Source organism: Pseudovibrio exalbescens, assembly GCF_028737195.1.
Lineage (GTDB): Bacteria > Pseudomonadota > Alphaproteobacteria > Rhizobiales > Stappiaceae > Pseudovibrio > Pseudovibrio zosterae.
The window spans coordinates 70,497-96,370 of sequence record NZ_JAQZAJ010000003.1 but is presented as its reverse complement, the minus strand read 5'-3'; the positions used below and the strand labels follow the sequence as shown (position 1 = coordinate 96,370).

The following is a 25,874-nucleotide window of genomic DNA, read 5'->3' as shown; positions in this document are numbered from 1 at the left end:
TTAAGCAACACTCAGAAAACGGATAGATTTAACTTAATTGCGAGTAACTCGCATGCATATCATCACTGCGAGCGTCATGCGATTCTGCCAGCAGAACCAGTTCATTCGCTTTTGTTTGGTCGGAGCAACCGGACTTGTGGTGGATGCTGCGGTCCTTGCGGTGCTGCTGGCGTTCGGTCTTGGCCCGTTTGCCGGCCGGCTTCTCTCTATCTGGGCTGCCATGACCAACAACTGGGCCCTCAATCGCGCCTTCACCTTCAAAAGTGATGCTGCCAAGCTTCCCGAGTACCTGCGCTTCATTGCCGTCAACCTGCTGGGGGCCATCATCAACTACGGTGTCTACTCAGCGATTCTGTTGAGCTTTCCAGAAAGCTCCCCGTTCGCAGCCCTGATTATCGCAACTGGCGTAGCGGTAATTTTCAATTTTATGGGTTCCAAACTCTTTGCGTTTAGGAATTAGGCACTGCCAACCTGAAATTGCCTCGCTAAATCGAGGGAATACCGTGTTTCAGGCGAGATTTTGCCTTATTGCCAGAGCACACTCTCCTTGCCTTTAACGGAAGGAAAGTTGCCCCCATGCTGGAAAACTCAAAAACAACAAGAACATCCAAAGCTATGGCCAGAGTACGCCCGGTGCTAACTGGCGTGGCTGCGTTTTCCGCGCTTCCCCTGTTTGCACTGGCCACCGTGGATGTAGAAGGCCTGACCCTTTCTGAAACTCTGCTTTTGACAGGACTGGTTGGTGCGTTTTCCGGCGGAAGCTGGATCCTCTACAGCCTGACCACACGCTTCCGCAAATAACCTCCCACACCGAAAAGAGAAGGCCGGTGAACTCTGCAAAGTCCACCGGCCAGCACTCAGGTCCGCCGCATCTGACCTAAAGTCATCGAGTAAGCCTAGGCTTTCAATGGGATTACGGTAGCCACATTTGCTGTTGGTTAACAAGAGTTAAACAAGCCAAAACCTGCATATTTCTCTAATGCCATATCAGGGTAACTACCACTGCATACTGGTATAAATGAACAGGACTCACATTAGCCGCCTTACGTCTTACAATCGTCATTTGTAAACCTAGCGCTATGATAGAGAAACACCTTTAGCCCCCAAACCTATTAGGGATGCATACGTTGAGCCATGCTCTCTGATCAAACAATCCCGAGGATCTTCACCCCTTCCCCTTGCGACAGGTCGTGTTGCAGCATTACTATGAGTTATCAACATCCGATGGTGACCATCATGCCTGTCGAACTAACACTATCCGCTGATACGATTCGTATGTTCATTCAAAAGGCGAGGTCCGCCTCAAACTCTCTTTCTGATTCCTATGAGGACGGGCACGAGGGCGAGGTTGCCTACGATGCAGAAAACCTTGTGGCCGTGCATTCCCACGAAGGGCTGGCGGAAGAAGAAAACGACGACATGCTGGACGAAGAGCTCAAGGAGCTGCTCTCCGACCTCAATGTTGACGAAGCCGCAGAAATGGTAGCCCTTACATGGATAGGGCGTGGCGACTACGACAAAACCGAATGGACTCAGGCGCTGACGGACGCAAAGGAACGTTCATCCGGATCACGTGTATCCACCGTGACCTACCTGCTGGGCATTCCGAATCTCTCAGACTACCTTGAAGTCGGCTTGGACGAACTATCGCTCTGAAAAGGCAGGCACGCGCGGTCTCATCACTTGGTCTAGAGCCTTGAAAAACATGCGTTGCAAACCGCGGACGGGGTTGCGCGCCTGCTGAAGCTCCGATAACCGTGCGCTCATGACACGCGCGACTGCCAATATTCTCCTTCTACTCACTGGCCTCATTTGGGGTGCAGCCTTCATCAGCCAATCCACCGCAATGGAGAGCCTTGGGCCTCTTCAATTCACTGGGGTGAGATTCCTCGTGGCTGCCTTGGCACTCGTTCCCATGGTCTTCTTGGAGAAAAGACGCAGTCCGGCGAAAACTATTGACCGCAGGCTTTGGCCTCAGTTCATTGCCGTGGGTTTCTGCTTCACGATTGGCACAGTGCTGCAGCAGTACGGCCTCACAGTCACCACCGTGACCAATGCCGGCTTTCTTACGGCTGTCTATGTTGTGCTGACGCCCATCATGGGGCTCATGTTCTTTCGTCAGGTGCCACACTTCCTTGTATGGCCAGCCAGCCTTATGACGCTCACAGGCATCTATCTTCTCGGTGGTGGAAGCTTATCTGCCCTGAACTGGGGCGACGTTCTAATGATCATCTGCGCTGTATTCTGGGCGTTTCAGGTGATCCTGCTCGGCAGACTGGTCATGATGTGCGGACGCCCCATGGCTGTTGCGTTCACCCAGTTTCTGTTTGTAGGCGTAGTCGCGGTTGCCGCCAGCTTGTTTTACGAGAGTTACACAGTGGCTGCGTTTCAAGCCGCGTGGTTCGAGATCTTCTTTGCAGGTGTGATGTCCGGTGGCGTCGCCTTTACGCTCCAGGCGGTTGCTCAGCAGTGGACTGCGCCCGCAGACGCTGCAATCATTCTCTCTTCTGAAGCGCTGTTTGCCGCCATATTCGGGGCACTCTTGCTTGGAGAGCGCCTGCCTTTAGTCGGCATCGTCGGCTGTGCCCTTATCTTCTTGGGCGTACTGATTGTCGAGGTAGCCCCCATGTTGATGCGCAGACTTCGCACACGATCCTCAACAACCTGAGGGCCTACTCAGTTCGCACTTTCCGAAGGACTTCCGAGCGCTGCATCATACTGTCAAACAGCAGATAGTACCGATAGATGTTCTTCACATAACGGATTGGCTCAGAGCCCGCCGCTTCAGCAACTTCCCACTCCACACTACGAAACCACATGTTGGGGTCTGGAGCATCCGGCCGAACACGCTTAACCCGGTTGGGGCCTGCATTGTAGGAAGCAAACACCATCATCATCTTTTCAAACTCTGGGATTTCAGTTTCTGGGAAATAATGATCGGCCAAAAAGCGCATGTACTTCGCGCCTGCTTCAATATTGCCCTCAAGGCTTTCATAGTTCTTGATGTCAACATTGGGATCAAGCGCGGTCGAGGGTAAAAGCTGCATGATGCCTACAGCACCCGCTGCACTGCGTGCGTTGGGATCGAACCGAGATTCCTGAAAGGCCTGCGCTGCCAGCAAGCTTGGATCGATATCATACTTCTCTCCAAATTTAAGGAAAAGATCCCGCAACTCCTTGAGTTTCTGCAGATACTCTTCCTCTGAAGGATCGACAAAACGATCCGCGAGCTCCATTTGCTCCTTCGCCAGCATATTGCCGAGCAACGTACCGATCTTAGCTTCCTTCATGAAAGCATTCACCTCAGCAAGCAGCTTGGGACTGTCTTGTCGAAGCGCCCATGCAATGTGCCCCCGATCACGAAGCACAACATCAGTATTCATCACGAATTTGGGAAACACTTTGGACCAAAACTGGCCCACATGCTGATCAACAACCGTTGCCGGGATGGCACCCGCATTGACCATCTCCAGAATGTCTTCGGCTTCAAGGCGTTCATCAGCGAGCTGTATATCGATCAGCTCTAAACCTTTTTCGGCAAGCTGAACATTGGCCGCCTCGAGGCTCGGATAAAAACTGCTGTCTTCCCGTACATAGATTTGACGCCCGGCGAGATCAGCGAGGACCTCGACTGGCGCTTCTCCCGGTGCTGTCGCAACAATCTCCTTGGCTTCCTGATAGACCGGATCGCCAAAGTCTACGTCCTTCATGCGATCCGCCGTGACAGTGAGATTGGCTGCTATCAAGTCCCCCTTCCCACTGATCAATTTTGGAAAGAGCTGGTCTCGGGTTGTAGGAATCACGAGAACTCGGACCTTATCCTGCTCCCTATCGACCCCCACGTTGAGCTGCTTCTCAAACTCATTCAGCAACTGAGCCTGCAACCCCCTTTCCTTCCCATTGTCAATGTAGAATGAGGTGAGAGAAAACGGCACAAGAGCGCGAATAAAGCCACGTTTGCGCATGCCATCCAAATCGCCCGCCCATTCGGCATTTGTTACTTCATCAATTTGCTTCCCATCCTCAAGCGCCAGACCGGGACTCAACAACGCACTGATGAGAACGAAAAAGCTAAGCCAGACAGAACACCAACGACTGCACATGATGGCCTCATGAGATGGAACGACTGGACCGAAAACCTGATATTACCTCAGATTAGGCGCACTTAACTGCATCAATTTACTATTTAAAAATGACATAGCTCAACAAAAATGGGCGCTCAAACCCTCTCAAGTCTTAGCGCCCACCAAAAATTTGTAACAAAAATCTAATCTATTTCTTTCGATAGGTGCGCGTCCCCGGTCGCCCACCAGAACTCCGGCCGCGCTTCTTGTCGGTAGAAGCACCCTTCGGCTTGGATAGGTCTGTCCCCGGCCCCATTTCACCCAGCTTTGGCTTTTGGGCCTTGGACTTGCTCGGCGGCTCATTGGCTGAGGCCCCGTACTTCTTGTCACCGTCGTAGGCACCGACCTTGTCCCCAAGTGCGGACTGGCGCGCCATCGGATCATCGGCCAGCACAAGCTCGGTTTCCTGAAGCCGCTTGATCTCGTCACGCAACCGCGCTGCGCTCTCAAAGTTGAGATCCGCTGCCGCTTCACGCATCTGCTTTTCGAGATCTTCGATATGCGCTTTAAGGTTGTGGCCGATCGTAGCGCCGGATTCCGCGAAGCCTGCATCTACTGTCACATGATCCTGTTCGTAGATGCTCTCCATCACGTCGCCAATAGAACGCTTGACGCTCTCTGGCGTGATCCCGTGTTCTTCGTTGTAGGCCTCTTGCTTCTCGCGGCGACGATTTGTCTCCTGAATGGCGCGATCCATGGAGCCGGTAATGTTGTCCGCATAGAGGATGACCTTGCCATCCACGTTACGAGCCGCGCGACCGATGGTCTGAATGAGCGAGGTTTCTGAACGAAGGAAGCCTTCCTTATCCGCATCAAGAATGGCCACCAAACCACACTCGGGGATGTCGAGCCCCTCACGCAGCAAGTTGATGCCGACAAGCACATCAAAAGCCCCAAGACGCAAATCACGAATAATTTCAATGCGCTCAAGTGTATCGATATCCGAATGCATGTAACGTACACGCACACCGTTCTCGTGCAGGTATTCAGTAAGGTCCTCGGCCATCCGCTTTGTCAGTGTGGTGACCAGCGTGCGATATCCTCGGGCGGCCACTGCTCGCACCTCACCCAGAAGATCATCCACCTGGGTCTTCGCTGGGCGGATGTCGATATCCGGATCTGTCAGTCCGGTCGGACGAATGACCTGTTCGGCGAAGACACCGCCAGCCTCTTCCATTTCCCAGGAGCCCGGTGTTGCAGAAACCGCGACAGTCTGCGGGCGCATGGCATCCCACTCCTCAAAGCGCAGCGGGCGATTGTCCATGCAGGAGGGCAGACGGAACCCATACTCCGCCAGCGTGGCTTTACGTCGGAAGTCGCCGCGGTACATGGCCCCAATCTGCGGAATGGTTACGTGACTCTCATCCGCGAACACGATGGCGTTGTCCGGCAAATATTCAAACAGGGTTGGCGGCGGCTCACCGGGTGCCCGGCCGGTCAGGTAGCGGGAATAGTTCTCGATCCCGGCGCATGCACCAGTCGCTTCCATCATTTCAAGGTCAAACGTGCAGCGCTGATCAAGCCGCTGAGCCTCTAACAACCGACCGTGATCATTCAGCTCCGCGAGACGTTGTTTCAGTTCCGCCTTGATGGACTTTATGGCTTGGTTGAGCGTTGGGCGTGGAGTGACGTAGTGCGAGTTCGCGTAGATTTTGACTTGTTGGAGTTCGCCACTTTTCTTCCCTGTAAGCGGATCGAACTCGGTGATGCCTTCGATCTCGTCGCCAAACAGAGAGATACGCCAAGCTCTATCTTCATAGTGCGCGGGAAAGACTTCCACCGTATCGCCGCGAACGCGGAACGTCCCACGCTGGAAGGCTGCATCGTTACGTTTGTATTGCAGAGCGACCAAGTCCGCCAACAGCTGGCGTTGATCTATACGCTCCCCCACCTCAAGTGCAAAGGTCATGGCCGTATAGGTCTCAACCGATCCAATACCGTAGATACAGGAGACGGAGGCCACGATGATCACGTCATCACGTTCAAGCAAAGCTCGTGTTGCAGAGTGGCGCATACGGTCGATCTGCTCGTTGATTGAGCTTTCTTTCTCAATGAACGTATCCGTGCGCGGAACATACGCCTCTGGCTGGTAATAGTCGTAGTAGGAAACGAAATACTCAACCGCGTTGTTTGGAAAGAAAGATTTGAACTCGCCGTAAAGCTGAGCCGCGAGCGTCTTGTTGGGCGCGAGGATCAAAGCGGGGCGTTGCGTCTGGGCAATGATCTGCGCCATGGTGTAGGTCTTGCCAGACCCCGTAACCCCAAGAAGAACTTGTGTCTTTTCACCACCATCGAGCCCTTGAATCAGCTCCGCTATGGCCGTCGGCTGATCCCCTTTCGGCTCGTACTCGGACACTAGCTCAATAGGCACCCCGCCTTCCGATTTTGTCGGGCGCTCAGGGCGATGCGGCACCCAGGTTTCACCATTCTTGTGAAGCGGATTGCCTGAAGAAATAAGATCCGCCAGAGCCTGCACCGTCGCCGTCGCGCCGGTCATCACTTCAGGCGCTGCCGCTTTCTTCTTGCGCTTGTTCTCCTTGACATGAGACGCTAACATCTTTTCAGCATCTTCCAGTGACATGTCCATGCCTGCAACAGGGTTCAGACCACCCTTTGCTCGCTCTCGCGGGTCCGCGCTGCCGCCCATTGACGTGCCGCGGGCACTGCGTGATCTCCCAGCTTCTTTGGATTTTGTCGTCTTGGCCGCCTTGGTCGAAACAGCTTTCTTGGAGGTCGCTTTAGGCTTGTCAGGCGTGACTTCGGACTTGAGTGTCTCTGGCGCTTCGTCAGACCCGATTTGTTGAATCCAATCGGAAATGCCCCCACTCAACGGGGCGCCACCCAAACCTTGCTGCGGAGCTTCACCAAAACCTTCAACGCTGTTATCCGGCGCTTCAGGGAGCTGATCTGAGGAACTGGTTTTCTTGTTGCTAGCCATGACGCGCAATATGGCGCGAGTCTGCTCAAAAGAAAAGAGTTGTTCTTGCTTCGTTCCTAAAAACAAAACCCACCGGAAGCCTTAGCTCCCGGTGGGTTCCAAACTTGTTTGAGCCTCCAGCTTAGAAGGAGACCTTCAGGCGTGAAGACAGCTGGAAGTTCCAGGAAGAGTCATACTCATAAGTTGCAGAAACAGGCGTCGAGCCTTGAATATCGTAAACGCCGCTATCGGCAGTTTTATACACTGCTCGGCCGCCAAGCGCCAAACGCACATTCTCTGATACATCATATGCACCCCCAACGCCGAACGCCCAGAAATCAGAGTAAGGGCCGCCAATGCCCTTGTCCCAAGTGATCGTGCCGCCAACACCTAATTTGTCCGTGAGCTTGTGCGAAACACCGGCTTCCACAGTCCAACCATCGGAGTAGTTCAACACGCGAGTTGACCCTGTTGCACCTATCGCATTGCTACCGAAGTTGACCGCGAGCTCATCCAAAACACTCCAATCAACCCACTTCACACCTAATGAGACTAACCAACCTGGAGCGACGCCTGACTCAATACTTGCTTCAATTGCTTGAGGAAGGGTAGCGGTTGCATCGGCAGACGTATCAAGAGCTGGGATCACAACGCTACTGTTTAACGGATTTAAAACCGCACCGTTCGTAAAAAAGCGTCCATCCAAATCCACATCAATGGCTGAATCATAAGAAACTTTCGCTCTCAACGCCATTTCAGGAATTTCATAGGCCGCCCCGATGCGCCATCCAAACTCGTAACCATCTGTTTCCACATCGATGCTGGCAACTCGATCGAGCGCTGGCACGGCAGTGGTCACGGGATTGAATGCCGAATTTTGTTCGTAAGTAACATCTACAGCACGAACGCCACCGAAGAAGCGAAGATTACTACTTCCATTTATTGCATGTTTATAGCTGAGCATTGCATCAATGCCATGTGCATCTGCAACCGTCTCGGCAATGGCATATCTCCCGCCCCAATCGAATCCAGGCTCTTCGCGAATGATGTAAGGATTATCGACCCTTGCAAAAAAATCGATATTTTCAAACAGATTTGCCTTTACAGCGACCGAATAGAGCCAAACATCAGGAACTGCATCATCGGCGCTAGATCCTGATGTAGCCTGCCCGCCACGATTGGTGCCATTTACGTTTTTGAAATCAACATTACGGTCGACGTAGCTGGTCTGCGCCTGTACGGCGAATTTCTTGTCGGAGAACAGAAGGTCATAGCTGTTCAGGCCCTGCACGTCCCAGCCTGCAGCAAAAGCCGAACCGGAAGCACCAAGAATTGTGCCGGCAGCCAAAGTAGCGCCGAGCGCACGATTGAAAATTTTCATATTCCCCCTCCAATAAAGAGTCATTTCTTCCCCTAGAACCGCGGCCCACCACCCCCAACAAAGGTGCGCACCTAAGCTCGCGTCATTCCAAAGGGCCAATGCCGTTTAAAACAAAGCACCGCCCGAACTTCACCCGCCATCTCCCTGTGAGCAGGTTTGTTACAGACACGGTAAGAATACGGTTGGTTGTGTATTTATACGGGGAAATATTTACAATAGAACAGCAGGGGTCAACTCCCCCCAACGACCTAGTACTTCCCTAAGGATCGCCCAGCTTGTCCATTTTTATAGCTGAAATGGCTCTGGGTGTTTATGACAGTAACAAAACACCCCATTTTGGACCCAAAATCGCCCTGTTTGATTCCAGTTGTTGCGCGTGAACGCTCAAACACGCCGAAATACCTATTGATAAAAAAACGGGGCAAATCCTGTGTTTCTTGCTCTGAATTGCAAAAATACAACAGTTCACACCCTGAGGGCCGCGCATATTGATTCTCGCCCCAACCACGGCCTCTCATTGAGCAAGACAAATCTGGAAATGCTGTTGGATTACAGGACGGAGCGTCGCATTCAGCGGCTCATTCAAGAGCCTTTCCCACTCATCCCCCTGCTGAAGACGTTCGAGGGTGCAAGCACACGCCGTCTCACATTGACTTGCCTCATGTGAGGAGACACATGCCGCAACGCAGTTGCTTTGGAACGCCATCTCATCCCGATCCGGCAAGCCACCCAGCGCCACCAACAGCCACAGACTCCCAAATAAAATTGGCTGGTGTGCCAGATAGAAAAACAGGGAGTTCCTTCCAGACCATCCCATCGCGCGAGGGAGCAAACGCCTCGGCGGGGGCTCGGGGAGTTCTTGCGCCCTCCGCCGTAGCTTCATAGCCGTGTAGTATTGTGATGCCGCCAAGCCAAGCAACACAACTCCGAACCATGGAAACACTGGAACAAAGTCAACAGACACAAACGGAGACGGATGCAGCCCAATCCAGAACAACAACGGATCAGGAGCCAAAGGGGATACCGCGTTTCCGAGCGCAATAACGGCCAGCCCAATCAGAGTGTTAAGCAAAAAGGGCAACCGCAGGAACAGCAGCACCAGCAGGCTGCTCAGTGCAATGTTGTGCAGGATCCCGAAGCGTATCATCTGACTTCCAAGAGCAAAGTACGTCCCGGCAGAAACGAGCACCGCAGCGGCAACGATCTTTGCCTCGCGCTTCCAAAACCCCTTCCAGCGAATGCCCTTGCCATGCGCCAGGTTGGCACTGAACCCCACCAGAAACAGGAAGCTTGCCGCGATGCCAATGGCGAAAGAGCGCCATCCCATGCCCGTTGCCACCGGCCAGTCCACGAGCCCAAACCACAGCAAATCCCAGCTGAAGTGGTAGAGGACCATGGCCCACAGAGCAGCACCACGCGCGATGTCAAGCCACGGAAGTCGAGTAGTCTGTCCCATTTCGGCTGCTTTAGGTCTGTTCATCAAGGTGTTTCCGTTCGGCGGCAAGCACTTAGGTTAAAATCCAAAGAAGTTCTTCACTCTGTTTAATAGGAAAACAAAATCAACTTTTCCATTAACTGTCTTTTTTCTGCCGCCTTTAAACAGCAGATAGCTCTCATCTCCGAAAGATGAGGACGAACATGTCGAATATCACAGCGCTTGTGCGCTCTGCGCACCGTGGCATGGCGAACGCGTGCAAGTACTCACTGATTATCGCAGCGGCTGTGCTGCTCCAACCTACCCTTGCAACATTTGAGGCCGGTACGGCGTCAGCGAAGACAGTGACCGGCAGCCAGTGTGGCAAGGCTTCCTGGTATGCGCTCACCTCCCGCACGGCAAGTGGTGAAATGGCAGACCCAAGCAAGCTTAGCGCGGCACACCGCACTCTGCCATTCGGCACGATTGTAAAGGTGACAAACTTGAGAAACGGCAAGGCCGTCAATGTGCGCATCAACGACCGCGGCCCTTTTGTAAAAGGACGCGTGATTGATGTAACCAAAGCAGCTGCTGACAAAATCGGGTTTGTGAATGCGGGGATTACCAGTGTAAAGGTTGAAGTGATCGGTGAAGGCGGTCATAAGCTCAAGGGCCACGGCTGCAGCTAGCTTGCGGTGCGCGCAAAACTCACAAAAAGTTCTGTCAGCAACTCACGTAAAATAAGTGCCACCTAGGTTACACGGTTTTACGACACTGCGGTGGTTGGCTATTAAGACAGCCAAGACTGAATCGTTAACGGGCACCCCTCGGACAATCCTGCGGGCATTTTACAAAGGTCATCATCGTGCATTCGTGCAAAGCGTTCGCATCATCCCTTCTTGCGCTGGCGTTTATTGCTGGCACCGCTTTGAGCGGCCACGCCGAGCAGATCTCGGCCGTGCATATGCCGGACCTGAACGAAGAAATCACGACAGGCTCGCTGCCATCACCCGTGATCCCAATGCCGATTGGCAACATGAACATGGAACAACCGCCGGTACCAGCGGCCTCCACCACGCGAACACGAGCCTACGACCGGACCTACGATTCAAAGTTTGATCGCGTTCTCAACTTGCTTGAGAGCGATAAAAAGCTCATGCGTCAGATCAACAGGGCTGCGGAACTTTATGAGATCGACCCGATCCATATTGTAGGCGCTATCGTGGGTGAGCACACATACAACTATGACAGTCTCGACAGCGCTCAGGGATACTACCTGAAAGCGCTTCAGTACGCTGGTCTGCGCATCGAGTTCGAGTTCAACGATGAGCCCGTAAGTGAGTTTGTCCAGCGCCCTCAGTTCAGCACCTGCAATAACTTCGATGACAGCAGCGCGAAATGGCGTTGCTATGAAAAGGTCTGGAACGAAAGTTTTCTGGGCAAGGTGGTCGACAACCACCCCTATCCGCGCAAGCTTTTCCATCAGGTGTTCTTTCGGCCAATGTTTGCCGGACAGAGTTTTGGCATCGGCCAGCTGACACCACTGACTGCTTTGAAAATGAACGACAAGGTTCAGGAAGTCAGCGGCTTCCCGGCTTTGGACCCGGACAAGGCCATGGACGTGTACACAACGGTCATGAACCCGGAAATGTCCCTGCACTACACTGCAGCGGTGCTGAAAGATGCCATTGAGGCCTACAAGCAGGTCGCCGGTATTGATATCTCGACCAATCCGGGGATCACAGCCACGCTTTATAACCTCGGCAACCCATGGGAGAGGGCCGCAGCATACGCAGCGCGTCGCGAAGAAGACCCGTCAGCATGGCCACAGGAAAATTACTACGGGTGGCTCATCAACGCCCGCATCGATCAACTGCAAAACCTGTTGTAAAGAGTGCCGCCGACAAGGTCAGCAGCACTCTGTCTCACTTTGTAGCCCAGATGGAGATGGACTGCACTCAGGCGAGAAACGGATTTGATTGACGCTCATTACCGAATGTCGATGCACCGCCGTGTCCGGGCAAGAAGGTGATATCATCCCCGAGCGGCAACAGCTTTTCCTTGATGGACTTGATCAGTGTCGCATGATCTCCGCCTGGCAGATCGGTCCTGCCAATGGAGCCCGCGAACAACACGTCTCCTGAAATCGCGAAACGCAGCTCCTTGTTGACAAAGACCACATGTCCCGGTGAATGACCCGGGCAATGCAACACATCAAAGGTGACACCGCCAAGCTCCACGGTATCCCCTTCAGTCAGCCAACGGTCCGGCGTAACAGGGGCCACATCAGGCAGGCCGAACTGACGCGCCTGATCTGCGACACCGTCAATCAGCGATTTGTCATCCAGGTGCGGCCCTTCCACCTGCACCCCTGACTTCTTCGCAAGCTCTGCAGCCCCGCCAATGTGATCCAGATGGCCGTGGGTCAGCACGATCCGGTCAATGGCTGCACCAAGCTGCTCAACTGCAGAAAGAATCTGGTCTACATCCCCACCCGGATCAATCACGGTCGCCTTCTTGGTGCGGGTGTTCCAAAGAATGCTGCAGTTCTGCTGAAAGGCAGTCACCGGCACAACTGTGACTTGAAGCTCCGGCGTTGGATCCTGAGTGTGTTGATCGCTCATGTATTCTCAAACCCCTTTTTGACTCTTTCGCGCACCCTATCAGGATATTGGCGAAATTTCGCCTGCCTCCTGTGACGCTCAACATTTTCCCATCTTCAACCAACAGGGGGAGCGAGGCTTTGGGAACAAGCCGCCTAAACAGTTTACAGCACAACGCACACCTCAAAACGTCACAATACTTACACAATTTCTTGGAGTTCTGACTTTTTCGCTCAATATCGATAATCAAGGGAGTAGCATCCCCGCACAATCTAGGGGTTTGACTATATTAGTCTCACGAATGTCTTGCCCTCTTACCCAACTGAACCCTATGATGCTTCCCATACCGTAAGCGGTATGTTGCCACGTAGCCGAGCATATATTTGTGTCAGAAACTCTTGCTATACCTTCTGGTGCAGATGGTTTCAGCTTCGTACAACGCAAGTTGGTCAATACCGGTAGACGACCCGGCCACCTTTGGTGGTGAATTGGAAGTGCTGGCATGTACTGGCGTAATGCTGGCAGGAAAGGCGATATAGTAATGCATGACGGGAATTCGGGCCGCCGCCCACGGAACAAGCGTGGTGGCAAGCGTGAGTTTGGCGGTGCGCATAGTTTCGGCCCGGAATTCGGAGCTCCTGATTTTCTTGGAAGCGAGCCCGGATATAGCCCTTATCAGGCACCTAGAGACGACCACAACAATGATCGCAACGATTCTCGTGGCGGTTATGGAGCTAGAGACAGAGGCAGCTATGGCTCTCGAGATCGCGGCCCCGACCGCGGAGGAGACCGTGGCGGCTACCGTGGCAACAATGACGGAGACGGTCAGGGCCGTCCACCCTTTGGTGGCGGTGGCAACCGCGGACCACGGCGTGAACATGCCCCTGTAGAGCGCGGCCCGCGCCAATCCGGAACGGTCAAATTCTTCAAACAAGACAAGGGCTTTGGCTTCATCACACCTGATTCAGCTGAGAGTGATGTCTTCGTTCACATTTCTGCTGTCGAGCGCTCAGGCTTGCAGAGCTTGGACAGCGGTATGCGGATTTCGTTTGAAACAGAGCCAGACCGCCGCGGAAAAGGACCGAAGGCTGTTGAGCTGAAACTTCTGAAGGGCGATGCCCCAGCAACAGAAGACAGCTATGAAATGGCAGCCCCGGAAGACGATTTCGCACGCGACTGATACGGTCGAGCGAAACAAAGCATTCAAGAGGCGGCCTTCGGGTCGCCTTTTCCTTTTCGCTGCCAGCCCTCGCAGCAGTTCCCCTCTTGCATCCCGCTTAAACTATGGTAGGAGCATCACCCCAATGCCAACCTAGCCCCCGGAGGGACGTCCATGAACTATCGCCATATCTACCACGCCGGTAACCTAGGCGATGTTCTGAAACATACCGTTTTGGCTGCAATCATCACCTACATGAAGAAGAAAGATGCAGCTTTCCGCATTCTGGACACCCATGCAGGCATTGGCATCTACGATCTGACGTCAGATGAGGCCCAGCGCACCGGAGAATGGCAAAACGGTATCGGCCGCATCATTGATGAAGACATCCCATCAGATGTAGCAGAGGTGCTGGACCCATGGCTTGGTGTTGTGCGCGCCATGAACCCGCAAGGCACTGGCATTGACATGTATCCGGGCTCCCCAATCATCGCGCGCGATCTCATGCGTAATCAGGACCGTTTGACCCTGACCGAACTGCACCCGGACGACTTCCGTACCCTCACCGACAACTTTGGCGGCGACAAGCATGTAAAACTCATCGAGTTGGACGCTTGGTTGGCTCTGGGCAGCTTCCTGCCCCCAAAAGAACGTCGCGGGCTGGTCCTCATCGATCCGGCCTACGAAGTGGAGGACGAGTTCGAGCGTTTGCTGGAAGGCGTTCAGCGTGGCTGGAAGCGGTGGCAAACCGGTACCTTCGCTCTCTGGTATCCCATCAAAGAGCGGAAGACAGTGAACCGCCTTATTGCGAACATGGAGGCCTACGGAATCCGGAATGTCTTGGGCCTCGAGTTGGGTTCAGGCCGGATCGGTCCGGAAAAGCCAATGGTTTCCAGTGGCATGCTGGTGGTGAATCCACCTTGGACGCTAAAGCAGAAAATGGAGACTGCGCTGCCATGGCTCTGCGACAAGCTCAAGCGAGGCCCCGGGGCGGCTTGGTCTGTCCAGCAGGTCATTGACGAATAGACTCCCCCAGAAGGAAGAGTTGCCCCTCGTCCGCGAATAACGCATCGTAAGGTGGTTCTTGCAATTGCTATTCGGACAGGACACATGGTCAAGAAAATCGTTGTCGCCCTTTTCGCTCTGCCCCTTTTGCTGGCGGCAACCGCTTCTGGGCAAGCTGCGGATTATTCGGGCGCGCGCACCCAACAAGACCCAACCTCAGACCAGCGTGTTTATCTTTCGCTGAACGGCGATCCGCGCATTCCTCGGTGTGATGCGTCATCAGTTCAAAAGGCCATCAAAAAGCAGATCGCAGCGGCGATCCCACTGTACTACAATGATCGCCGTATTGATGAGATCCGCCACATTCACCAAAGTGGTTATTGGCTCGCCAATCCCAGCCCCCTCGCCCGGCGTTACTGCAATGCCGAAGCCGTTCTGACAGATGGCAGCCATCAGCGCCTGTACTACCAAGTAACGGAGCATGCAGGCTTTCTTGGCATCAGCTGGAATGTTAACGCCTGCCTTCTGGGGCTTGATCGGTGGCGTGTTTATGATGGCAATTGCCGACGGGTTCGGCCGCAATACTAAAAGCACCGCGCCTAATTGCCGCTGCCTTTCAATGGGTAGTCCAACAAGACCGCACCATCAGAACGGGATAACCCCAATAGTGCGCACCCGTAAAGCTGTTATGCTCTGCAGCACAACTCCCATTTCCGTGCAGAGCACAGCAGCAGGTTTACGAGCGCACAATGTCGTTTCTCTTGGTCTACGCAACCCATGACGGCCATACCCGAAAGATCATGACGAAGATCGCTTGTGAACTGCGTGCGGCAGGGCATGATTGCGACCTGCGGGAACTCATTTCCGGCCGGGAGCCGCTGGACTTGAAGCAGGATCAAAAGCTGGTGCTTGGTGCCGCCATCCGCTATGGCAACATTGTCCCGACTGCGCGCAGGTGGATTTCGGAACACCTGACACAACTCAATGCAAGCGGCATCGCCGCCTTCACCGTGTGCCTGACAGCGCGCAAACCGGAAAAAGCCACTCCGGAAACCAATCACTACTTCAAGAAGTTTGTCGCCAGAAGTGGTCTGAAGCCTCGCAACTGCGCTGTATTTGCTGGCGCTCTGCGCTATCCGGAATACAGCTGGTTCGATCGCGTCATGATACAGCTCATCATGCACCTGACCGGCGGACCTACAGATCGACATGCCTCAATCGAGTATACAGACTGGACCGAGGTAAAAAAGTTCGCGGCCGATCTGGCACAATCTCAAGCATCAATCAGCGCCTGAAACAAAAAACTCACACCACGCGCATCACATCATCCAGCCTGCGCCGAAGTGATCGCGGCACGCTTGGCCCGTTGCCAAAGCGCATCAACAGGTTCGGTCGCTTGTCGGACCCGAGAAACTTCTGAAACTCTTGCCTGACCGAGAGGACCTCAATTGGCTGGTTCAGGAACGCATACTTCAACCCCTGTAGGGTTGCTTCAAGGCCAAACCGCTGACAAGCCCGGCCCGCTTCAATCCAACCGATCGGGTCATCCCGTTCCGCAATGATGACGGCCATCCCCGCGCTGCTGTCTACATGTCCCACATACTTGGTATTCTCACTGGCCTTCCTGAAGGCAAAATCGAACAGTCGACTCCCAATCCACGTCGGCACGCTGGGATTGCCAGTTGAACCGGCGTAAAGTCCATCCCGCGATCTGTCTGCTTGGGCGCCATTGAAACGGATCCAGTGTTTTAGCTCTTTCACAAAGGCAGGGTCGCCCATCTGTGCTGAGTTGCCAGCGATCACGAGCTCCTTCAAGGCGTTCAGTTCACGCTTGTCGGTGAAGAGGCGCATCTGCACTCCATCAGACTGCCCTGCTTGTTGCAGGGCCTCAAGCACCTCGTTGGAGGCCTGCGTGCCATCATAGTCGGCACGAACGCATTGTCGGTGGGATATCGCTTGAAACAGCGGGGATAGCCGCGCTGTTGCGGGCTCAAGATGAACCAGAACCCCGGTCTCATGGGGCTTGATCTCCACCGCAAAGCCAGAGCTTTCGGCGGCTAGCCTCAGGTTTTCCGTCGCACATCCAAGGCTTGCGTAGAGATGGTGATCATCCGGATCCACCACGGGGGTCCGCCGTGAAAGGTCAGGTCGAATGAAAATAGTGTTCTGTGAGACCTCAAAGAACCAAGGCTGCGTATTGTGTCCGTTGGCCGCCAACAGGGCAAACTGCACCAACCTGCGGTGCTTTTCCGGAAAGTCACCGGAAGCTGCCACAGCTGGAATCCAGACTTCCCTGACTGCCGCTTCATGAAGATTGCTACCGAACACCGCTTCCAGTCCCATTGCGCCAACAGCAAGGGCCACATAACCCGCAGCGAACGCGTCCTCCCTGCCAAAGAAGCAAAAGCCCTGTCGTACCCTACCTGAAAGGGCCTTGCTCCTCCATCATACGGAAAACACTGGTGTAGTGTAGTTGAAACCACATGTTCGCTCGGAAAAACTGACGCAGACGGGACCGATCAAAGCTTGCAATGCCACTGGAAATGCGCATTCTGGCAGGCATCTCCAGCTGCATACAGGAAAATCCCATGTTGATACTTCGGTCTTCCAGCGCCTCCCCGTTCGGTCGCAAAATCAAGATCGCTGCAACGGTGCTCGGGTTCGCAAACCGCATTGAAGTGCAGATGGCAAAGACAACAGATCCAGAAGACAGCCTTCGCCAGCAAAACCCGCTTGGCAAGATCCCGGCATTGGTGCTGGAGGATGGCACAGCACTCTTCGACAGCCCTGTCATCACGGAGTATCTGGACTACCTTGCCGGTGGCGAAAAACTTCTGCCAGCAGGAGCAGAGCGTTTTGATGTTCTCACCAAGCAGGCGATGGCGGACGGCATTGTCGATGCCGCAATCCTAATCGTCTATGAACGCCGCTTCCGACCAGCGGAAAAGGTGGACACAAACTGGCTTTCCTACCAGCAAGACAAGATAGACCGTTCGCTGAACGCTTTCGAAGCCAACCCTCTGCCGCATGTCAGCCATGGCTCGCCAGATGCAGCCCAAATCGCATTGGCCTGCGCTCTGGGTTACCTTGATTTCCGTCTCGGTGGAGAATGGCGTCAGGGCCGTGAAAAGCTTGTTGGATGGCTGGATGATTTTGCTGCATCCGTTCCATCCTTCGAGACGACACAGCCGCACGATTAAAACGCACCGGAACACCAGAGAGGTTGGCCAAACAGCCTCTCCCTTTGCCGTCAATCAGGGCAAAAAAATGTGCGACGGAGGGCCCGCCGCACATTCTTCAGATTACGCAGTACTTCAACTTAGAAGCTTACAGCTACACCAGCGCGCACGATGTTGTTGTCAACATCGGTCTTGTAGCGGGTGCCGCCCAGGGTAAAGTCCTGGCTGCCAAAATCCTGGTAAAGATACTCAACACGACCGGAGATACGGTCTGTGAATGCCTGCTCGATACCTGCACCAACGGTGTAACCGACAGCGGTTGTGTCATCACTGTCGCCGTTTCCAGTTGCAGTCAGGTCGGCAAATGCAACACCACCGGTACCGTAGAGCAGCGTGTTGTTGAACACGGCATAACCGGCGCGGGCGCGAATGTTTGCATTCCAGTCGGATTCAATACCGAAACCGCCTGCAGACTGATCAATGTCGTTGTAAGCGATGTCACCTTCAACACCCAACAGAATCTGTGGGGTCACCATGAAGTTGTAACCACCGTAGAGGCCAACGTTGACGCCGTTGTCGTTGTCGTCCAATGCCCCGGTGGTGCCGGCATCGCCGTCAAAGCCCATGAAACCCCACCCGAGGTTTGCACCAATGTAAGCACCATTCCAGTCGTACTGGGAAATCACCACTGGCTCATCGTAGGCAATTGGTTCCTGGGGCTGAGGAAGGTCCGCGGCAAGCGCAGGACCGGCAAGCAAGCCTAATGCGACAGCTGTTGATGCAAAACGCAGCATATTATTTCTCCACTTATATAGCTTCGGTGGGACCGCTGAAAATGCGGGCAGTCCCGACGGTTATCCGAGTCCCCCCGGAATCCGCGTCCCGTCCTATATGGAGATCCATTGTGGCTGCATAAGCCTCTAAAAAAGGAGAAACTGCGGCGAATTTTGGCCTGCACTTGGCAATTACCGCAACCCATTGTTGCCCTTAGGTTATTCTCACGTATGACAGGACTACAACACAGTGTTCACATTCTATGACAAATTGTAAGCGCTTGGAAAACTACGCACGGGGCTTCAAGCTTGCGTGATTACTGCCTATATACCGGTGGCACAAATAACGTGTCGGTCCCCTGAAAACCCGACAAAAAACTTCTCACGATCCGGATCGTTGAATGTTCATTGCTTACTTGAGCCTCATAGGCGGCCTGACCGCCTTGATATTTGCTGGTGACTTTTTGGTACGTGGTTCCGTGGGCATCGCCAAGATGCTGGGTATTCCTTCTCTTGTCATCGGCCTTACAATTGTGGCCTTCGGCACCAGCGCGCCAGAACTCGTGATCTCACTAGACGCAGCGCTTCAGGGCAATGGCGGAATATCGATCGGAAACGTTGTGGGTTCCAACATTGCCAACGTTCTTCTGGTGATGGGCCTGCCCGCCCTGCTCGCACCTACGCCATGTGATGAGCGCGGGGCCACCCGCAGCGCCGTGTTTATGGTGGCGGTCTCTCTGGTCTTCATCGCCATGTGTTTCTACGGCCCGCTGCACCATGTTTCCGGTGTCATCTTGCTGGGCTTGCTGGTCGTTTTTCTGTCCTGGTCGGCCTACACTGCCCATCAGCACCGCAAAGCCCTGAAAGCCGCAACAAGCAGCGCAGTTGGCAACAACGACCTTGACGAACTCGACGTCGAAGCAGTTCCAGAGAACTCCGTCATTTCTTTCGCTTTTGTCTGTATTGGACTGGTCGGCCTGCCCATCGGCGCTCACTACACCATTGAAGGTGCAGTTGTGCTGGCATCGGCTTGGGGCGTTTCAGACGCAGTCATCGGCCTCACCGTGGTTGCCCTTGGCACCTCACTGCCAGAACTGGCCACCACATTGATGGCCGCCGTGCGTCAGCATGCTGCGGTAGCGCTGGGCAACGTGATTGGCTCCAACGTCTTTAACATCCTTGCGATTCTGGGCATCACCTCTGTAATCGCGCCAATCCCCGTCCCTGAACAGATTTTGCAGATGGACGTGTGGGTCATGTTGGGCTGTGCATTGCTGCTGCTCTACTTCGCCGGACGCCGCGTATGCCTTAGTCGCGGTTGGGGTGCCCTGCTCACCATTGGCTACATCAGCTACATCTACGGCGTGTTCGCACTGGGAAAAGTCTAGGACTTTCCATCTCCGCCATGGAGCGGCTGAAAAGACTTCTGCTAAAATGGCTCCGGAGCTTGATCCCGCTCCGGAGCCATTTTATTTGGATTGGGTAAAAGCAGAGAAAGGGTATCTTGATCCATGAGTGGTCGTGAAAAAGACATGCCAGAGCAGGCAGAAAACACTGCCTCCGCAGACACGGCCACCCAAACCCTTGAGTTTGAAAGTACCACCAGCTCCTTGCCGGAAGGCACAAAAGGCGTCGAGGTCATCAAGCATTTCGTAAAGCGCCTGCCCATGGGACCGGGCGTCTATCGCATGCTGAACGAAGATGGTGATGTGCTGTACGTTGGCAAAGCCCGCTCCTTGAAGAAAAGAGTGACGAGCTACACCCGCTTGCAGGGGCAGTCCAACCGTATCATGCGCATGATCATGGCAACCTCCTCCATGGAGTTTGTCGAAACGCGCACTGAACCGGAGGCACTTCTGCTGGAAGCGAACCTGATCAAGCGCTTGCGCCCACGCTTCAACGTGCTGCTGCGCGATGACAAATCCTTCCCCTACATCCTGATTAGTGGCGACCACGACGCCCCTGCACTCATCAAGCATCGCGGTGCGCGCAATCGCAAGGGCAGCTACTTCGGCCCCTTTGCCTCAGCTGGTGCCGTGAATGAAACCATCAACGCCATGCAGAAGGCGTTCCTCATTCGCAACTGTTCTGACAGCTACTATTCAAACCGCACCCGCCCATGCCTGCTTTACCAAATCAAGCGCTGCGCAGCCCCTTGCACCGGCGAAATCTCAACCGAGGATTATGCGGGCCTCGTCAGCGAAGCCAAGGCGTTCCTCTCTGGGCGTAGTCAGCTCATCAAGAAGGATCTGGTGCAGGCCATGGAGGCCGCTTCCGAGCAACTGGATTTCGAACGCGCTGCTGTATATCGAGACCGGCTGGCAGCGCTTTCTCATGTTCAAAGCCATCAGGGCATCAACCCGCAGAACACAGAGGAAGCTGACGTCTTCGCCATCGCCCAAGAAGGCGGGCAGACATGTATTCAGGTGTTCTTTTTCCGGACAGGCCAGAACTGGGGCAACCGCGCCTATTTTCCGAAAGCCGACAGGAGCTACAATCCCGAGGAAGTTTTGGAGAGTTTCCTCTCTCAGTTCTACGACGACAAACCTGCCCCACGACTTATTCTGCTGTCGCACGAGCTGGAAGAACGCGATCTCTTGCAGGACGCCCTGACCGCCCGCTCAGACCACAAGGTAGAAGTTGCGGTTCCCAAGCGCGGCGAGAAAAAGGAACTGGTAGACCACGCCCTAACGAACGCGAAAGGCGCACTGGGGCGCCGCCTCGCTGAGACCTCAAGTCAGATCCGCCTGCTCAAAGGTGTTCAGGAAGCCTTCGGCCTCGACAAGATGCCACGGCGCATTGATGTCTTTGACAACTCCCACATCATGGGAACCAATGCCGTTGGCGGCATGATTGTTGCGGGGCCTGAGGGCTTCGCCAAGGCTCATTACCGCAAATTCAATATCAAATCGCAGGATCTGGTTCCGGGCGATGACTATGGCATGATGCGCGAAGTCATGGGCCGCAGGTTTGCACGCCTTCTCAAGGAAGTGCCAGGTGGCCTGCCAGAAACCGCCAAATTTTCGCGCAGCAACCCTGAAGCGGAAACAAAGGCTGTGCCTGACGAGACCGTAGAGGCTGCCGACACGCCGCCAAGCAACGCAGACATTCCCGAATGGCCCGATCTGGTGTTGATCGACGGTGGCCTCGGTCAGCTCAGTGCGGTGCGTGATACGCTCAAGGAAATGGGCATCACCGACGTTCCACTCGTTGGCATTGCGAAGGGCCCGGACCGTGATGCTGGCCGCGAGAAGTTCTTCATCAGCGGCCGAGAAAGCTTCATGCTGCCCGAGCGCGACCCCGTTCTCTATTTCGTCCAGCGTCTGCGCGATGAGGCCCACAGGTTTGCAATTGGAAGCCACCGCGCCAAGCGCAAGAAAGCCATTGCGGCCAATCCATTGGATGAGATTGCGGGCATCGGCCCGGCACGCAAACGCGCCTTGTTGAAGCACTTTGGGACGGCAAAAGCCGTGTCAAAAGCCGGTATTGATGATCTGGTAGAAGCCGAAGGCATTTCGGAAAGCACGGCCAAACTCATTTATGACCATTTCCATGAATAATAGAGCCAGTTCGTTTTGAAGCTCTCTCCTGTTCACGACAGCCTCGGTGACATTTTTGGATACGAATTCCCTTATTGACGGCCTTCGGGCAAAGCTGAAGTTCATTGCCCGCTGCTTTGTGGCGTTCAGCTGGTTCTTGGCTCTGTGTGTTGCCTTGGCCTATTGGCTGCCGGGCTACTACATTTCTGAGGCAGCGGCGTTTTTCGCCCCTCAGTTTATCTTCATCTCCATTGCGATCACCCTGCTTGCGTGCATTCTTTGCCGCTCCTTGGGGTACACAACGCCTGTGCTTGCCGCCCTCTGGTTAACGCTGGGCCTCGCCACCCATGACAAGCTGCTGGCCGTTCAGCCCCCCGCGCTGAAAGACGGGCAAGAGCAAGCACTCACTCTGCTGTCTCTGAATCTGGAACACTTTCGCTACGATGATGCGGCACTGAGAACCCTCATCGATACGCGCAAACCAGACCTGATCCTGTTTCAAGAGACCGCCGCTTCAGCACTCCGACTCCAGTCGTTGCTATCTCAGGATTATCCTCATGCAATTGTGCCAGAGGCTGGACAAGACACCGACCTCACAGCATTCAGCAAGCTGCCGATTAAAGACATCGTGTTCCATGCTATCGATGAAACGCCGGTTCATCCAACCAGACTGGACAGGTACCTGCGCTTCACCGTTGACACCGTCTTGGGACCGGTTCGGGTCTATTCGGTCCATCCCCACAGCCCCCACACACCTGGCAAACTGCGCGCGCGCACCCAGTACATGACGGCGGTTGCTGAAGACGTTACCGCTTACCGCGAAGCAGCTGAAATGCCCTACATCGTCGCTGGTGACTGGAACACCAGCCCTTGGTCGCGCTCCTTCGCCATGCTGCTGGATGAGATGCAAGTGACCACACGCTTCGAGGGGGGCTTCCCGCGCAATACCCGTTACTTCTTCATGCCGGAACTCAGCGACCTCTTCGGTTCTCAGGTGGATCACATCGCCGTCTCGAAAGATCTGGGCATCAGGGACGTTAAAGTTGAGCCCAATATCGGGTCAGACCACTTGCCGTTGTTGGCCACCATCACAATGGCACCTAAAAACGAAGATTCAGCCGGAACGCTGTGAGTTAAACGCCTCGCCACGTCGTTTAGCCAACGAATCCCTGTATGAAAGCGGGGAACAATACACAGCATCGGCACTACCGCTAAACGGGCACATGGCAAAACTATACTTCAACTACTCCGCAATGAACGCGGGCAAGTCCACCCTGCTCCTTCAGGCCTCCTATAACTATCAGGAGCGGGGCATGAACACCCTGCTGTTCACCGCTGCGGTAGATGACCGCACTAAAGTGGGCGAGATCGCCTCGCGGATCGGTTTGAAGACAGACGCCATGATCTTCGACGACAACACCGACATGTTTCAGGCCATCAAGGTGGAGAAAGACACAGGCCCTCTCCACGCTGTTTTGGTAGATGAAGCCCAGTTCCTGAATGAAACGCAGGTCTGGCAGCTCGCTCATGTGGCGGATCGCTTGAGCCTGCCGGTGATGTGCTACGGACTGCGGACCGACTTTCAGGGCAAGTTGTTTCCCGGCAGCTCTGCACTTCTTGCGCTGGCCGACAACATTCGTGAAGTGCGCACCATCTGTTGGTGTGGCCGAAAAGCAACCATGGTCGCCCGCCTTGATGAAAATGGTCGCATCGTAGAAGAGGGCGATCAGGTTGTTATCGGCGGTCAGGATACCTATACCTCTTTGTGTCGCAAGCACTGGGCTTTGCGTCAGTTGGGGCCCGATGATTGCGCTCCCACCCCAACAAAGCCTATTGTAGAACCGCAGGGTGACTCGTAAGCGTCACCTGAGATTTTCAAAAGTTCAGGATTACGATTAGCATGTCATTCTTTTCACGGCTGTTTGGTGGCAGCAAATCCGAGAGCAAGGCCCCATCGGCAAAGCCGGAAGAATATGCTGGCTATTTGATTTACGCCGAGCCGCGGAAAAATGGTCCCCAGTGGCAGACAATGGGACGCATCACCAAGGACTTTGATGGAGAAGTGAAAGAACACGTCTTCATTCGTGCCGATACACACGGCTCTGAGGAAGAGGCGATTACGTTCACACTTCGCAAAGGCCGGCAGATCGTGGACGAAGCAAAGGACGCCATCTTCGACCAATAATGGTCCATGGCCCTTTCCCAGCCGATGCTCTCTCTGATAAACCCAGATAATTCAAACCAAGTGCATCGGACACCGGCTATATGCCGCCTTTGAGTGCAGGTCCCAATGTCTACTAACGTATTGCTTTCACTTCCGAATGTTCTCACCTACGGCCGCATTGCCGCCGTACCGGCCATTACGTTGTGTTTCTACTTTCCGGGCAACACAGCCCGTTGGATCGCTGTAGCCATCTTCATCATCGCAGCGGTAACGGACTTTTTCGACGGCTATCTTGCCCGCGCTTGGCAACAGCAGTCCTCTTTGGGGCGCATGCTGGACCCAATCGCCGACAAGCTAATCGTCGCGGCTTGCCTTCTCATGCTCACGTTGGACGGCACGATTGGGCATCTGTCGGTCATCGCCGCCATCATAATCTTGTGCCGTGAGATTTTGGTATCAGGCCTGCGCGAATATCTGGCCGAACTGCAGGTCAGCGTGCCAGTGACCAAGCTGGCGAAATGGAAGACCACCGTGCAGTTGGTTGCCATGGGTTTTCTGCTTGCCGGTCCTGCGGGCGATGCCGTGATACCCTATGTAAGTGAAGCAGGCATTGCCCTGCTGTGGCTGGCGGCGTTGCTCACGCTCTATACCGGTTACGACTATTTCCGTGCCGGAATTGGTCACCTCATTGAGGAAAAGTAACGGAGCTACATTCTGGGAGGTTCCATGAAGGTTCTGTATTTCGCATGGCTTCGCGAGCGGACAGGTACAGCGGAAGAACAAATTGAGCTTCCCGAGGCTGTAAAAACCGGCATGGACCTGATGCTCTGGCTTAAACAACGCGACGAAGGCTATGACTACGCTTTCGAAGACCCTGATCTAATTCGCATTGCGGCAGATCAGGAACACGTGGAAGCCGATGCAGACATCACCCAAGCCAGGGAAGTTGCGTTCTTCCCGCCCATGACGGGCGGCTGAACGCCCTCTAGGAGACGCCCTGTCATGCAACCCGTCCCGCTGAAGATCCTTGTAACTGCCAATGACTTTGATGTGGCTGCCGAAACCCGGCGTCTCACCGAAGCACGCAAGGATGTGGGCGCGGTTGTCACTTTCTCAGGCCTGTGCCGTGATGAAGCGGGCACCTTGTCGGCTTTGGAGTTGGAACACTACCCCGGCATGGCCGAAGCTGAGCTCAAGCGCATCGCGGATGAAGCTTTGGAGCGCTGGCCTCTGACCGGCCTCACCGTGATCCATCGCTTCGGAATGATCAGGCCGGGCGAGAACATCGTTCTCGTTCTCGCAGCAAGCGCACATCGCCGGGCAGCCTTCGAAGCCTGCGACTTCCTGATGGATTTCCTCAAGACACGGGCACCATTCTGGAAAAAAGAGCATCTGACTGAGAGCAATGAAGCACGCTGGGTGGAGGCGAAAACCAGCGATGACGATGATGCAACACGTTGGAAAAAAAGCAAGATTTGACAGAGGCTACAGCCTCGCAACGCTGACATTCTGTTTTTTGCATTGACAGATCCCAGGCAAAAACTGCTAAATGCGGCTCCATCCGAGCTCGCGAAGTTTCTCTTCCCTGCCGTGTGACACGTTGCGCACCATAAGAA

At 54.4% G+C, this 25,874-nt stretch carries 26 protein-coding genes; 19 read left to right on the top strand and 7 right to left on the bottom strand.

Features of this window, described 5'->3' with window-relative positions; translation table 11 throughout:
- The first annotated feature begins 52 nt into the window (after window positions 1-52).
- From PUV47_RS09925 to PUV47_RS09910, 4 genes are all read left to right on the top strand, one after another.
- Window positions 53-460: a GtrA family protein gene (locus tag PUV47_RS09925; RefSeq protein WP_274218401.1), complete on the top strand. Its 408-nt coding sequence runs from the start codon at window positions 53-55 to the stop codon at window positions 458-460.
- A gap of 155 nt (window positions 461-615) precedes the next feature.
- The gene (locus tag PUV47_RS09920) at window positions 616-801 is read left to right on the top strand and encodes a hypothetical protein (protein WP_274218400.1); all 186 of its coding nucleotides are present in this window, start codon (window positions 616-618) and stop codon (window positions 799-801) included.
- Between the two features lie 405 nt (window positions 802-1,206).
- Window positions 1,207-1,656 (top strand): DUF3775 domain-containing protein, encoded by a 450-nt coding sequence (locus PUV47_RS09915; protein WP_274218399.1) that lies wholly within the window; start codon window positions 1,207-1,209, stop codon window positions 1,654-1,656.
- 109 nt (window positions 1,657-1,765) lie between these two features.
- On the top strand, window positions 1,766-2,668 hold the full coding sequence (locus tag PUV47_RS09910; protein ID WP_274218398.1) for a DMT family transporter: 903 nt from the start codon (window positions 1,766-1,768) through the stop codon (window positions 2,666-2,668).
- Window positions 2,669-2,672: 4 nt separating this feature from the next.
- Here PUV47_RS09910 and PUV47_RS09905 read toward each other — a convergent pair whose 3' ends face one another.
- From PUV47_RS09905 to PUV47_RS09890, 4 genes are all read right to left on the bottom strand, one after another.
- Window positions 2,673-4,103: a lytic transglycosylase F gene (locus tag PUV47_RS09905; RefSeq protein ID WP_274218397.1), complete on the bottom strand. Its 1,431-nt coding sequence runs from the start codon at window positions 4,101-4,103 to the stop codon at window positions 2,673-2,675.
- A 169-nt stretch (window positions 4,104-4,272) separates the two neighbouring features.
- Window positions 4,273-7,062 (bottom strand): excinuclease ABC subunit UvrB, encoded by a 2,790-nt coding sequence (gene uvrB / locus PUV47_RS09900; RefSeq protein WP_274218396.1) that lies wholly within the window; start codon window positions 7,060-7,062, stop codon window positions 4,273-4,275.
- A gap of 121 nt (window positions 7,063-7,183) precedes the next feature.
- Window positions 7,184-8,422, bottom strand: coding sequence for an OmpP1/FadL family transporter (locus PUV47_RS09895; RefSeq protein ID WP_274218395.1), 1,239 nt, complete (start codon window positions 8,420-8,422; stop codon window positions 7,184-7,186).
- A gap of 514 nt (window positions 8,423-8,936) precedes the next feature.
- The gene (locus PUV47_RS09890; RefSeq protein WP_274218394.1) at window positions 8,937-9,902 is read right to left on the bottom strand and encodes a DUF1624 domain-containing protein; all 966 of its coding nucleotides are present in this window, start codon (window positions 9,900-9,902) and stop codon (window positions 8,937-8,939) included.
- 200 nt (window positions 9,903-10,102) lie between these two features.
- Between PUV47_RS09890 and PUV47_RS09885 the strand changes: the two genes are divergently transcribed.
- Window positions 10,103-10,525, top strand: a complete 423-nt coding sequence (locus PUV47_RS09885) for a septal ring lytic transglycosylase RlpA family protein (RefSeq protein ID WP_425313760.1) — start codon at window positions 10,103-10,105, stop codon at window positions 10,523-10,525.
- Window positions 10,526-10,701: 176 nt separating this feature from the next.
- On the top strand, window positions 10,702-11,727 hold the full coding sequence (locus tag PUV47_RS09880) for a DUF1402 family protein (RefSeq protein WP_274218392.1): 1,026 nt from the start codon (window positions 10,702-10,704) through the stop codon (window positions 11,725-11,727).
- A gap of 67 nt (window positions 11,728-11,794) precedes the next feature.
- On the opposite strand, the gene PUV47_RS09875 is transcribed toward PUV47_RS09880, so the two are convergent.
- The gene (locus tag PUV47_RS09875) at window positions 11,795-12,460 is read right to left on the bottom strand and encodes an MBL fold metallo-hydrolase (RefSeq protein WP_274218391.1); all 666 of its coding nucleotides are present in this window, start codon (window positions 12,458-12,460) and stop codon (window positions 11,795-11,797) included.
- Window positions 12,461-12,980: 520 nt separating this feature from the next.
- On the opposite strand from PUV47_RS09875, the gene PUV47_RS09870 reads away from it, so the two are divergent.
- The 4 genes from PUV47_RS09870 (at window position 12,981) to hemG (ending at window position 15,898) form a co-directional block, all read left to right on the top strand.
- Entirely contained in the window at window positions 12,981-13,619 is a 639-nt protein-coding gene (locus PUV47_RS09870) for a cold-shock protein (RefSeq protein WP_274218390.1), read from the top strand.
- Between the two features lie 153 nt (window positions 13,620-13,772).
- The gene (locus PUV47_RS09865) at window positions 13,773-14,624 is read left to right on the top strand and encodes a 23S rRNA (adenine(2030)-N(6))-methyltransferase RlmJ (protein WP_274218389.1); all 852 of its coding nucleotides are present in this window, start codon (window positions 13,773-13,775) and stop codon (window positions 14,622-14,624) included.
- An 84-nt stretch (window positions 14,625-14,708) separates the two neighbouring features.
- The gene (locus tag PUV47_RS09860; protein ID WP_274218388.1) at window positions 14,709-15,191 is read left to right on the top strand and encodes a cytoplasmic protein; all 483 of its coding nucleotides are present in this window, start codon (window positions 14,709-14,711) and stop codon (window positions 15,189-15,191) included.
- Between the two features lie 161 nt (window positions 15,192-15,352).
- Entirely contained in the window at window positions 15,353-15,898 is a 546-nt protein-coding gene (hemG, locus tag PUV47_RS09855; protein ID WP_274218387.1) for a menaquinone-dependent protoporphyrinogen IX dehydrogenase, read from the top strand.
- A gap of 10 nt (window positions 15,899-15,908) precedes the next feature.
- Here hemG and PUV47_RS09850 read toward each other — a convergent pair whose 3' ends face one another.
- Window positions 15,909-16,967 carry an Acg family FMN-binding oxidoreductase gene (locus PUV47_RS09850; RefSeq protein WP_274218386.1) on the bottom strand — a complete coding sequence of 353 codons (1,059 nt, stop codon included), beginning with the start codon at window positions 16,965-16,967 and terminating at the stop codon, window positions 15,909-15,911.
- A gap of 224 nt (window positions 16,968-17,191) precedes the next feature.
- On the opposite strand from PUV47_RS09850, the gene PUV47_RS09845 reads away from it, so the two are divergent.
- Window positions 17,192-17,803 (top strand): glutathione S-transferase family protein, encoded by a 612-nt coding sequence (locus tag PUV47_RS09845; protein WP_274218385.1) that lies wholly within the window; start codon window positions 17,192-17,194, stop codon window positions 17,801-17,803.
- 119 nt (window positions 17,804-17,922) lie between these two features.
- Here the strand turns inward: PUV47_RS09845 and PUV47_RS09840 are convergent, their stop codons facing one another.
- Complete coding sequence (locus tag PUV47_RS09840) at window positions 17,923-18,576, bottom strand: outer membrane protein (protein WP_274218384.1); 654 nt, start codon at window positions 18,574-18,576, stop codon at window positions 17,923-17,925.
- A 380-nt stretch (window positions 18,577-18,956) separates the two neighbouring features.
- On the opposite strand from PUV47_RS09840, the gene PUV47_RS09835 reads away from it, so the two are divergent.
- The 8 genes from PUV47_RS09835 to PUV47_RS09800 all read left to right on the top strand — a co-directional run bounded on the left by PUV47_RS09835 (window position 18,957) and on the right by PUV47_RS09800 (window position 25,737).
- A complete protein-coding gene (locus PUV47_RS09835; RefSeq protein ID WP_274218383.1) occupies window positions 18,957-19,943 on the top strand; it encodes a calcium/sodium antiporter in 987 nt (328 codons plus the stop codon).
- 123 nt (window positions 19,944-20,066) lie between these two features.
- A complete protein-coding gene (gene uvrC, locus PUV47_RS09830) occupies window positions 20,067-22,115 on the top strand; it encodes an excinuclease ABC subunit UvrC (RefSeq protein ID WP_274218382.1) in 2,049 nt (682 codons plus the stop codon).
- Window positions 22,116-22,170: 55 nt separating this feature from the next.
- A complete protein-coding gene (locus tag PUV47_RS09825) occupies window positions 22,171-23,226 on the top strand; it encodes an endonuclease/exonuclease/phosphatase family protein (protein WP_274218381.1) in 1,056 nt (351 codons plus the stop codon).
- A gap of 91 nt (window positions 23,227-23,317) precedes the next feature.
- Window positions 23,318-23,953: a thymidine kinase gene (locus PUV47_RS09820; protein ID WP_274218380.1), complete on the top strand. Its 636-nt coding sequence runs from the start codon at window positions 23,318-23,320 to the stop codon at window positions 23,951-23,953.
- A 41-nt stretch (window positions 23,954-23,994) separates the two neighbouring features.
- Window positions 23,995-24,279 carry an HlyU family transcriptional regulator gene (locus PUV47_RS09815; RefSeq protein ID WP_274218379.1) on the top strand — a complete coding sequence of 95 codons (285 nt, stop codon included), beginning with the start codon at window positions 23,995-23,997 and terminating at the stop codon, window positions 24,277-24,279.
- A 105-nt stretch (window positions 24,280-24,384) separates the two neighbouring features.
- The gene (pgsA, locus tag PUV47_RS09810) at window positions 24,385-24,960 is read left to right on the top strand and encodes a CDP-diacylglycerol--glycerol-3-phosphate 3-phosphatidyltransferase (protein ID WP_274218378.1); all 576 of its coding nucleotides are present in this window, start codon (window positions 24,385-24,387) and stop codon (window positions 24,958-24,960) included.
- Between the two features lie 24 nt (window positions 24,961-24,984).
- Window positions 24,985-25,236: a molybdopterin converting factor subunit 1 gene (gene moaD / locus PUV47_RS09805; RefSeq protein ID WP_274218377.1), complete on the top strand. Its 252-nt coding sequence runs from the start codon at window positions 24,985-24,987 to the stop codon at window positions 25,234-25,236.
- A 24-nt stretch (window positions 25,237-25,260) separates the two neighbouring features.
- A complete protein-coding gene (locus PUV47_RS09800) occupies window positions 25,261-25,737 on the top strand; it encodes a molybdenum cofactor biosynthesis protein MoaE (RefSeq protein ID WP_274218376.1) in 477 nt (158 codons plus the stop codon).
- Window positions 25,738-25,874 lie beyond the last annotated feature (137 nt).

Coding starts and splice junctions, on each gene's coding strand:
- PUV47_RS09860 (WP_274218388.1), top strand. CDS start 14,709: ATGGTCAAGAAAATCGTTGTCGCCCTTTTCGCTCTGCCCCTTTTGCTG.
- PUV47_RS09800 (WP_274218376.1), top strand. CDS start 25,261: ATGCAACCCGTCCCGCTGAAGATCCTTGTAACTGCCAATGACTTTGAT.
- PUV47_RS09845 (WP_274218385.1), top strand. CDS start 17,192: ATGTTGATACTTCGGTCTTCCAGCGCCTCCCCGTTCGGTCGCAAAATC.
- hemG (WP_274218387.1), top strand. CDS start 15,353: ATGTCGTTTCTCTTGGTCTACGCAACCCATGACGGCCATACCCGAAAG.
- PUV47_RS09910 (WP_274218398.1), top strand. CDS start 1,766: ATGACACGCGCGACTGCCAATATTCTCCTTCTACTCACTGGCCTCATT.
- PUV47_RS09920 (WP_274218400.1), top strand. CDS start 616: ATGGCCAGAGTACGCCCGGTGCTAACTGGCGTGGCTGCGTTTTCCGCG.
- PUV47_RS09905 (WP_274218397.1), bottom strand. CDS start 4,103: ATGTGCAGTCGTTGGTGTTCTGTCTGGCTTAGCTTTTTCGTTCTCATC.
- pgsA (WP_274218378.1), top strand. CDS start 24,385: ATGTCTACTAACGTATTGCTTTCACTTCCGAATGTTCTCACCTACGGC.
- uvrB (WP_274218396.1), bottom strand. CDS start 7,062: ATGGCTAGCAACAAGAAAACCAGTTCCTCAGATCAGCTCCCTGAAGCG.
- PUV47_RS09815 (WP_274218379.1), top strand. CDS start 23,995: ATGTCATTCTTTTCACGGCTGTTTGGTGGCAGCAAATCCGAGAGCAAG.
- PUV47_RS09840 (WP_274218384.1), bottom strand. CDS start 18,576: ATGCTGCGTTTTGCATCAACAGCTGTCGCATTAGGCTTGCTTGCCGGT.
- PUV47_RS09875 (WP_274218391.1), bottom strand. CDS start 12,460: ATGAGCGATCAACACACTCAGGATCCAACGCCGGAGCTTCAAGTCACA.
- PUV47_RS09890 (WP_274218394.1), bottom strand. CDS start 9,902: ATGAACAGACCTAAAGCAGCCGAAATGGGACAGACTACTCGACTTCCG.
- PUV47_RS09925 (WP_274218401.1), top strand. CDS start 53: ATGCATATCATCACTGCGAGCGTCATGCGATTCTGCCAGCAGAACCAG.
- uvrC (WP_274218382.1), top strand. CDS start 20,067: ATGAGTGGTCGTGAAAAAGACATGCCAGAGCAGGCAGAAAACACTGCC.
- PUV47_RS09885 (WP_425313760.1), top strand. CDS start 10,103: ATGGCGAACGCGTGCAAGTACTCACTGATTATCGCAGCGGCTGTGCTG.
- PUV47_RS09820 (WP_274218380.1), top strand. CDS start 23,318: ATGGCAAAACTATACTTCAACTACTCCGCAATGAACGCGGGCAAGTCC.
- PUV47_RS09865 (WP_274218389.1), top strand. CDS start 13,773: ATGAACTATCGCCATATCTACCACGCCGGTAACCTAGGCGATGTTCTG.
- PUV47_RS09870 (WP_274218390.1), top strand. CDS start 12,981: ATGCATGACGGGAATTCGGGCCGCCGCCCACGGAACAAGCGTGGTGGC.
- PUV47_RS09895 (WP_274218395.1), bottom strand. CDS start 8,422: ATGAAAATTTTCAATCGTGCGCTCGGCGCTACTTTGGCTGCCGGCACA.
- PUV47_RS09835 (WP_274218383.1), top strand. CDS start 18,957: ATGTTCATTGCTTACTTGAGCCTCATAGGCGGCCTGACCGCCTTGATA.
- moaD (WP_274218377.1), top strand. CDS start 24,985: ATGAAGGTTCTGTATTTCGCATGGCTTCGCGAGCGGACAGGTACAGCG.
- PUV47_RS09915 (WP_274218399.1), top strand. CDS start 1,207: ATGAGTTATCAACATCCGATGGTGACCATCATGCCTGTCGAACTAACA.